Source organism: Calothrix rhizosoleniae SC01, from assembly GCF_900185595.1.
Classification (GTDB): Bacteria; Cyanobacteriota; Cyanobacteriia; order Cyanobacteriales; family Nostocaceae; genus Calothrix_A; species Calothrix_A rhizosoleniae.
Genome location: NZ_FYBH01000128.1, coordinates 1 through 8,155, shown reverse-complemented (window position 1 = coordinate 8,155; position 8,155 = coordinate 1). Strand labels below are relative to the sequence as shown.

General features: G+C 41.4%; 7 protein-coding genes. 6 read left to right on the top strand and 1 reads right to left on the bottom strand.

The window, feature by feature from the left end:
* Window positions 1–190 precede the first annotated feature (190 nt).
* A complete protein-coding gene (locus CALSC_RS07565) occupies window positions 191–2,056 on the bottom strand; it encodes a DUF1565 domain-containing protein (protein ID WP_235006717.1) in 1,866 nt (621 codons plus the stop codon).
* A 298-nt stretch (window positions 2,057–2,354) separates the two neighbouring features.
* On the opposite strand from CALSC_RS07565, the gene CALSC_RS07560 reads away from it, so the two are divergent.
* The 6 genes from CALSC_RS07560 to CALSC_RS07530 all read left to right on the top strand — a co-directional run.
* Window positions 2,355–3,473, top strand: a complete 1,119-nt coding sequence (locus CALSC_RS07560) for a thiamine phosphate synthase (RefSeq protein ID WP_088240764.1) — start codon at window positions 2,355–2,357, stop codon at window positions 3,471–3,473.
* On the top strand, window positions 3,466–3,678 hold the full coding sequence (thiS, locus tag CALSC_RS07555) for a sulfur carrier protein ThiS (protein ID WP_088240763.1): 213 nt from the start codon (window positions 3,466–3,468) through the stop codon (window positions 3,676–3,678). Before CALSC_RS07560 ends, thiS begins: the two co-directional genes overlap by 8 nt.
* A gap of 371 nt (window positions 3,679–4,049) precedes the next feature.
* Entirely contained in the window at window positions 4,050–4,517 is a 468-nt protein-coding gene (gene dut / locus CALSC_RS07545) for a dUTP diphosphatase (RefSeq protein ID WP_088240762.1), read from the top strand.
* Window positions 4,518–4,651: 134 nt separating this feature from the next.
* The gene (locus tag CALSC_RS07540) at window positions 4,652–6,268 is read left to right on the top strand and encodes an FAD-dependent thymidylate synthase (RefSeq protein ID WP_088240761.1); all 1,617 of its coding nucleotides are present in this window, start codon (window positions 4,652–4,654) and stop codon (window positions 6,266–6,268) included.
* Between the two features lie 492 nt (window positions 6,269–6,760).
* The gene (locus CALSC_RS07535; protein WP_088240760.1) at window positions 6,761–7,114 is read left to right on the top strand and encodes a hypothetical protein; all 354 of its coding nucleotides are present in this window, start codon (window positions 6,761–6,763) and stop codon (window positions 7,112–7,114) included.
* Window positions 7,096–8,155, top strand: a 1,060-nt coding sequence (locus tag CALSC_RS07530; protein WP_143288183.1) for a CHAT domain-containing protein, incomplete at its 3' end; no start/stop codon positions are given. The genes CALSC_RS07535 and CALSC_RS07530, both read left to right, overlap by 19 nt.

Genomic DNA, 8,155 nt, shown 5'->3' with positions numbered 1-8,155 from the left:
GGTTATTAGATAAGCTTTTCTTTCTTTCCATCTGTCGCCATCCTTTTTAATTGGTATAAGATTCTGGGTGTTGAATAAATGCGGGATGAATTGATATTTTTAGACCAGAGTAAAAATAGCACTTTGTGTCTCTGCGTCTAATGCACGAGATAAAAATCATCCCTGGAATCAGCAACGCCAGATTCTGAATTTAATTTAAAGGCTGAACAAATGCCCTTAAACCATTATTATTGAGAATTTGCTGCATATTTCTAGCATTGTAGGGACTGCTAAATACCCCCGCTTGCATATATGCTTGACCTCGCCATATTGTGGGAAAAGCATCAGGAGCTAGAAATCGAACCAGTTCTTGATCCCTTTGAGTTTGGATTTGTGCCATGACTCGGTAACGGGAAGCAAACTGGGAATTATTTGTATTTGCCGCCGCCAAATTTCTAGTATAGTTACTATTCCTGGAGTTAATTATATTACCATTATCCATTCCCGGAATATTTGCTCCTGGAACTGGCAATAATACAGTATTACCGGGAGTTTTATCTAACCCTGGTGAATTCTGTTGTCTAACTTGTCTAGTTGGTGTTGCTACTGAGGGATTAGGAAGTTTAGGTGCGGCAAATTCAATGGTATTGGGAGCAATACGTACATAATTCAATTGCCTATCATTGGATAAATTGCTAGGCGCAGAATTAGGTTTTTGTCTGGATGTCAAATTTCTAGGTTTGGGAAATGGAGAATTACTGGTAGCAATTTTCTGGCTGGCTCTAGCTCGTTGACCTACTGACTGTGTCTTTTTGGGTATGTTTGGTAACTGATGAGTAAATTTACTGGGACTATTGTTATTATTGGTAAGCCTATTTCTATCTGGTAATGATAAAAGTCGTCTGGTAGAAGTTGGATTATTTGATAATGGGGACATAGTTGGTAAGCTCTTCCTGCTACCAGAAAAGTTAACTTGACCAGCAATGCGATCGCTACCTCCTACATTGTTACCATAGGCTGAGATAGTTTGCTTAGCAGCACTAGCATTAATGTGATAGCGTCCATTGTTAGCAAATTTATTACCTCCTGGTTCCGTTGCATTACCTAAATCTGGCATTGCCTGGTAAATAGCAACTAACCCATCTTCCTTATTGCCCTGAATTAAATTATGCCGCAAAACTGGGCGAGAATTAGCTTGGACAATAATTCCACTTCTGTTGTACTGGATGGAATTACCAACTATTAAAGGTTGGGCATTTTCAGCCACACTAATGCCAAAACCTGTTTGTTGCAACACATTTTCCCGAATTTCAGGTTTAGCACTACCGGAAATAGTAATGCCATTAGCACCGTTACGATAAAATTTATTTTTCTGAATTATAGGTGCGGCTTTACCTGTGACTGCAACACCATCTTGAGTACTACCGATAAAAGTGTTTTCAGCCACTTGGGGATTACCTGATTCAATCCACAAGCCATAACCCCGAGGATTGGAATTGGTGATGGTAACTCCTGTTAAAGCTGACTGATTTGCAGCAATAATGGTGGCATTCTTACTACCAAAAAAGCGACTGAGATAGTCACCACCTCCTTGAATTGTGATCCTCCTTCCCTGACTGCGAGGATCCCCTTGAATGGAAATCCCTGGTTTGAGGATCAAGGGAAATTGTTCTCCTGTTTCTGTACTATAAGTACCCTTACTTAAAACAATAGTTGTATTACCCTGGGCAATTTCTAAGGCTCGGGTAATGGTTCTCAATGGTGATTCTTGCTTACCATTACCTGTGGTGTCATCTCCCATATTTGGGTTGACAAACAATGCCTGAACCTGAGAAATTGATTTGACACCCGCAGAAGTTGATTTTGGTATTAATGTTTGAGCTAGAGCTGCTTTTTGGTTGAGTCCAAATGCAGTAGTGGCGGCTGCAACCACCATACCCAAAGTCAAAACTATGGCTGGGTAAGGTAAAAAGGAAAATAAAGCTAATTCGGGGTTAGAAGATGATTTACATCCTTTATTCCACGAATGTGCTGACTTATTATCTATTCTGAGGGACTTGTAAAGCTTTTGGAACATAATCAAGTTTATAATACTCCTGAAATAATTAACAAAATTTTTTTATACTCTTATGACGACCTAGATGTCGATAATCTTAATCTCAGTATTGACCAATCAGCTATTTTTAATCCAAAGTAGTTACATAGGGGACTAGACACCCACCGCCAGCAACAAAACTTAATCTGTGTGGAAAAATTCATATTTCTTAAATATTGCCCTAGCTTTAACTAGATGCATTATTTGTTTAAACTTCATCCTTCTTTGTCTCCCTTTAATTCTGAATCGGAAAAATCAAGAACCAAAAAGTGTTGTGAATATGAAACAGGCTGGCTGTGATGATGAAGGCAATAATGGGGGTGTTGTAATGGTTAATCCATACAGCCAAAAAACAGAGATACAACAAGTTGTTTACCGAATTTTAGACACCAATTTGGATCGTACCCGTGAGGGATTACGAATCATAGAAGAGTGGTGTCGCTTTGGCTTAAACAACACCCAGTTAGTTGCTGAATGTAAAAGCCTCCGACAAGAGGTAGCTCATTGGCATACTGGGGAAATGAAAGCCGCTAGGGATACCCCTGGGGATCCAGGTACGGAGTTGAGTCATGCCCAAGAAGAGCAACGTAGTAATATTAAATCCCTACTAGAAGCAAACTTCTGTCGAGTCCAAGAAGCGATGCGAGTATTGGAAGAATACAGCAAGCTTTACGATCCCAACATGGGCAAAGCCTTCAAACAAATGCGCTATCGGGTTTATACCCTAGAAAGTAATTTAATGGGTTATGAACGGCAGCAAATGTTGTTGCGATCGCATTTATACCTTGTTACCTCCCCTGGTGACAATTTATTAGAAACTGTGGAAGCTGCTCTCAAAGGTGGACTAACCCTCTTGCAGTACCGTGATAAAAATGCTGACGATAATGTTCGTCTAGCACAAGCTACAAAATTGCGACAGTTGTGTCATGCATATGGTGCTCTCTTTATCATCAATGATCGAGTTGATTTAGCTCTCGCAGTGGATGCCGATGGCGTACATTTAGGGCAACAGGATATGCCAATTGCTATGGCACGACAATTACTCGGTTCTCAACGCTTGATAGGTCGTTCTACCACAAATGCGTCAGAGATGCAAGAGGCGATCGCCCAAGGAGCTGATTATATTGGTGTGGGGCCAGTGTATGAAACCCCCACAAAGGCTGGTAAAGCGGCGACGGGTTTAGAGTATGTTAGCGATGCAGCACAAAATTCGACTATTCCCTGGTTTGCCATTGGTGGCATAGATGCAAATAATGTCAATCATGTGGTCGATGCTGGGGCGGAGCGAGTAGCAGTAGTGCGAGCAATTATGCAAGCCGAACAACCAACTTTAGTCACTCAATATTTTCTGTCTCAATTAAACCGGATTCAGCCGGTTGGTACTCAAGCCTATGTCTAGCTCCATTACCCTCCAGGTGAACGGTGAAGCCCGTAGTTTACCTGCGCCAATGGTTTTTCCTGATGCTCTGCAACAATTGGGCTTTAATCCCCGTATGGTGGCGGTGGAATATAACGGTGAAATCTTACATCGTCAATTTTGGGCGCAAACTACTGTCCAGGAGGGGGATTGTTTGGAGGTGGTGACGATTGTGGGGGGAGGGTGATTTGGAGGGAAGGAGTGAGGGAGTGAGGGAGTGAGGGAGTGAGGGAGTGAGGGAGGAAAGATGTTGTCTTTTTACGACAAGATAGTTTGTCCTAATCGCTTCATAATTTGTAATACTTCTCCTAATTCATGACGACGAGGAAATAATGAAAAACTCCGGGAAATGTCGTACTGTGGTATGTCGTCAAAAACTAACTTTAAAAATATAAATTCATCCCCATTGGTAATATCCTCTATGGCACATAAGAGGTAAAATATTAGGCTGGAATGTCTGTGAGTTTGTAAATAATGACCAAAAAATAGACTGGATACAAGCCCCTCGATTTATCGATGGGGTAACTGATAACTGATAACTGATAACTGATAACTGAAATGACCCCCGATAGTCAAGCGATAGTGAAGGTGAAGCGCCTAGTACCTGAGGCAAAATTACCAAAATACGAACATCCTGGAGATTCCGGTGCAGATTTGGTGGCTGTTGTTGATTGCACTCTACAACCAATGCAATGGTTCGCTATCCCAACGGGAATTTCCGCAGAGGTTCCTATGGGTTTTGAACTCCAGGTACGTCCCCGTAGTGGTTTGGCGCTGAAGCATGGTGTGACGGTGCTGAATACTCCGGGAACAGTTGATGCTGGCTATCGAGGGGAAATTAAGGTAATTTTGCTGAATCTTGGTGCTGAACCTTTCCTAATCACTTCGGGGATGAAAATTGCTCAATTAGTTGTGGCTCCTGTGGTACGGGGATTATTTCAGGAAGTTGATGAGTTAAGTACATCTCAACGTGGTAGTGGAGGTTTTGGTTCTACAGGTATTGGTTTTGTGGAGGTAGACGGCTAATATCATGTCCGGTTAAATAGTTATCATTAGGGCTGCAAGGGAGCAGGGAGCAGGGAGCAGAGGGAGAAATAGTTTGGGTTATTTTTGCATGGATGGCAATATCATAAGTAATCGGGCGGACATGATATAAAACAATGCAAAATTTTTTCGTCGATCCGTTTACAGAATCAGAGCGGTTATTACTACAGCCATTTACTACCAATTGCGATCGCTCGGTGTTTTGTTTGTATAATTTACCGGAGGTAGTCAAGGGTGCGTTATTTTCTCGCTATAGCCGCAGTGATAAAAGTTTGCGTCGCATTCTCCTAGATGAATTTATCAATGCTCCGGAAGCGGGTTTTGTTAATTCTGGGGATGAATCTAGTCAACAATTAGTCGCTCTGCAAAAAGCTACAGGATTTTACGATCGCGTACTGATTGGTTACGGTGATGACTCAGTAGCTGAATTGGGAGGGGCACATATTGCTTGTGAAGGGATTAGTAATATAGCCGCTAAGGCTCTAGAAGACAGTCGTTTGGGAATTTCCCCCTTGGAGAAGTCTACTAGATATGTACCTTTCAATCGGCAAATAAATGGGCGTTACCGCTATTTTCGGGAACCATCGATTATGGCTTCTAGTTATGGGGAACGGTATGAAAAAACACTAGATTATCTGTTTGATACTTATACTCAGTTAATCGATCCCTTACTTGTATGGGTACGTTCCTGCACTCCACGGGATAATGATACTTCCGAACGGGCTTATAATAGTGCAACTAGGGCAAAGGCTTTGGATTTGTTGCGGGGTTTACTACCTATGGCAACCTTAACTAATGTCGGCTTATTTGGTAATGGTAGGGCTTTTGAGTATTTACTAGTTAAACTTGCAGCCTCACATCATGGAGAATTGCGATCGCTTTCTGGAGCTATGCAACAGGAACTAGATCAAGTCATCCCATCTTTTGTCAAACGGGCTAAAACTGCAAGAGGGGCTCAGTATGCTAATTATATCTCAACTAACCGCGATCGCACCCAGTTCTTAACACAAAAATGCCTGGGAGCCACAAAACCCACATCTTCCCCCACTGTACAGTTAGTGGAGTATGACCCCCAGGCAGAAATCAAGGTGGTGGCGGCAATTCTTTACCCCCACTCCGATTTAACATTTGAGCAAATTCAAGCATACGCAGCTGAATTAAATAGCTCAGAGCGGGTGGAAATTATTAATACCTATGCCGGAGAGCGAGAGTCAAGATTTCATCGCCCCGGACGGGCTTTTGAAGAGGTGTACTATACATTCGATATTTTGGCAGATATTGGCGCATATCGAGACTTACAAAGACACAGAGTACTTACCCAAGAACGCCAAAGATTTTCCGTCGCCCACGGTTATATAATTCCCCCAGAATTAACAGATGCAAACTTAGCCATTCCCTACCAACAAGCATTGGATGCTGCTGGTGAAACTACGGAGCTAATTAGTCAAAATTTACCAGATGCTTCTGAGTATGTTGTACCCTTTGCCTATCTGGTACGCTGGCGCTTCAAGCTCAATCTGCGGGAAATTTACCATTTAGTTGAACTACGCAGCAGCCGTCAAGGACATCCATCTTATCGAGCGATCGCGCAACAAATGTATCAGCAAATACATGCGTATCACCCCGTCTTAGTGGCTCCCATGCAATTTGTGGATCTTAATGATTATGCCTTAGAACGGTTAGGAGCCGAGCAACGCATTGATAGTAAATTGCGAAATGAAGGAAGAAGTTAAGAGGAAGAGGGTGTGGGGAGTGTGGGGAGTGTGGGAAGTGTGGGAAGTGTGGGAAGTGATTTTTTGGCATTGCTGAATTGGAATATGAAATTAAAAAATCAGGTCTCTCAAACTCTTGTTCTCTGCGCCTCTGCGCCTCTGCGTGAGACAAATTCATATCTTTATTCAGCAACGCCGATTTTTTGGATACTTAGCTAGAAATCCCACCCAAAATTTCTTTCACCCGGAGGAAGAAGTTATACCAATTAAAATAATGTTTGCAATATATAAATTCTTCGTAGGGAACATCCACAATCTTTTGGTATATAAAATTATCTTACTGGTGCCGTGCCCTTACCCATTTGTCCCATTATTTTTTCAAAATGGTATTACATAACTTGATGGTAAAAATTTTTTTCATTGGGACTGACTTCGTATTTCTGGCTTCTTCATAAAAAGGTCTAAAATATTACTGCAAATATTGATCAAAAAATAAAAATTTTCGAGGTGTAAATGAGTGAAATTCCTCTCTGTACCATAGTCATTTCATCCCCAATACCCCCAGATGAAATGGAGTCCTTAGAAACATCCCTGAAGATGAATCAAGTCAAGGTACAAAAGTCAAGCGATCGCGTGTTAGGTGTAGACGATATAGTTGTCATAGCTTCAGTAGTTTCAGGAGCAGCAGCAACCGCTCAATTGCTGGATTATACCATCAAAGTTGGGAAGACAATCCATAATTGGCGGCGAAAATTGCGAGAGAAAGGGATAGAGCCAGAAGGGAAATTACAACATCCCCAACGCCCTCCCCTGGATTTAAGCACCGCTACTGATGAGGAAATAGAGGAATGGTTGTCTCAAGGGTAGCTGGAAAAATTCCCCTGAGTCCAGGATTAGAAAAAGTTCCTGAACTAGATAATTCTTTCAGTAATCAAATTCTCATCTTATTTTCAGCCCCTCTACTCAATGAAGACTTATTACCAATAGAGAATTTATCCCTCCAAGAAGAAATTGATGCCATTGCTTCTGTGTTAGAGGATGTATCTCATCCTATAGCAGTAGAGATTGTAGTGAAAGTCGCCACTTCCCAAACTCTACAAGATGTGTTGTCTCATCGTATCAAACCATTGATTATTCATTTTATTGGTCATGGGATGAGAGATGGGGATAGTACAGCCTTGGTGTTAGAAGATGAGGCGGGGATGACTCGTTCTTTGAGTGAAGAAGAACTGGAAATTGCTTTATCAAATTTGCAGCAAGCACCCTGTCAATTAGCATTATTAAATGCCTGTCATTCAGAAAAGTTAGCTCAAGCTTTTGTGAGAGTAGGGGTATCCCATGTAATTGCGGTTAATGCTGAAGATAAAATTTTAGATGTAGCAGCTCGATGTTTTTCTCGACGACTTTATCAAGCATTATTCAATCAAGATTCAGTTATTAATGGTTTTTTATCAAGCCGTAATGCAGTAAAACTCGATGATAAATTAAAAAAACTGTTTAACTCCCAGACTTTTCAGCAAGGAGTTAATTTTGATGAAGCTTTCAAATTTCGATTATTACCCCAAGATGCTCACAATCAATCCCTAATTATAGAACCAGCCGATGTTCACCAGGTTATCTATCCCCAATGGTTAAATACTAATATTCCCTCTAATAATCCCAACTTTGTCGGACGTAGACAAGAAATACATCAGGTAATTAAAGTATTGGTAGAGTCGGATAAACGTTGTATTGCTCTTCATGGCATGGGAGGAATAGGTAAAACTGCCTTAGCTTATGCCATTGCTCAGTGGTTACATGAACGCGATCGCTATAAGCATGGAGTTTGGTTTATTAGTTTGCGGGATACTGATTCTGTAGGAACCCTGATTGTCAAAATCAAGCAAAGTCTGGAATTAAATAGTTTTG

Bases quoted from the DNA above. Each gene is read 5' to 3' on its own strand.
- CALSC_RS07535 (WP_088240760.1), top strand. From the start codon at position 6,761: ATGAGTGAAATTCCTCTCTGTACCATAGTCATTTCATCCCCAATACCC.
- dut (WP_088240762.1), top strand. From the start codon at position 4,050: ATGACCCCCGATAGTCAAGCGATAGTGAAGGTGAAGCGCCTAGTACCT.
- CALSC_RS07560 (WP_088240764.1), top strand. From the start codon at position 2,355: ATGAAACAGGCTGGCTGTGATGATGAAGGCAATAATGGGGGTGTTGTA.
- CALSC_RS07540 (WP_088240761.1), top strand. From the start codon at position 4,652: ATGCAAAATTTTTTCGTCGATCCGTTTACAGAATCAGAGCGGTTATTA.
- CALSC_RS07565 (WP_235006717.1), bottom strand. From the start codon at position 2,056: ATGTTCCAAAAGCTTTACAAGTCCCTCAGAATAGATAATAAGTCAGCA.
- thiS (WP_088240763.1), top strand. From the start codon at position 3,466: ATGTCTAGCTCCATTACCCTCCAGGTGAACGGTGAAGCCCGTAGTTTA.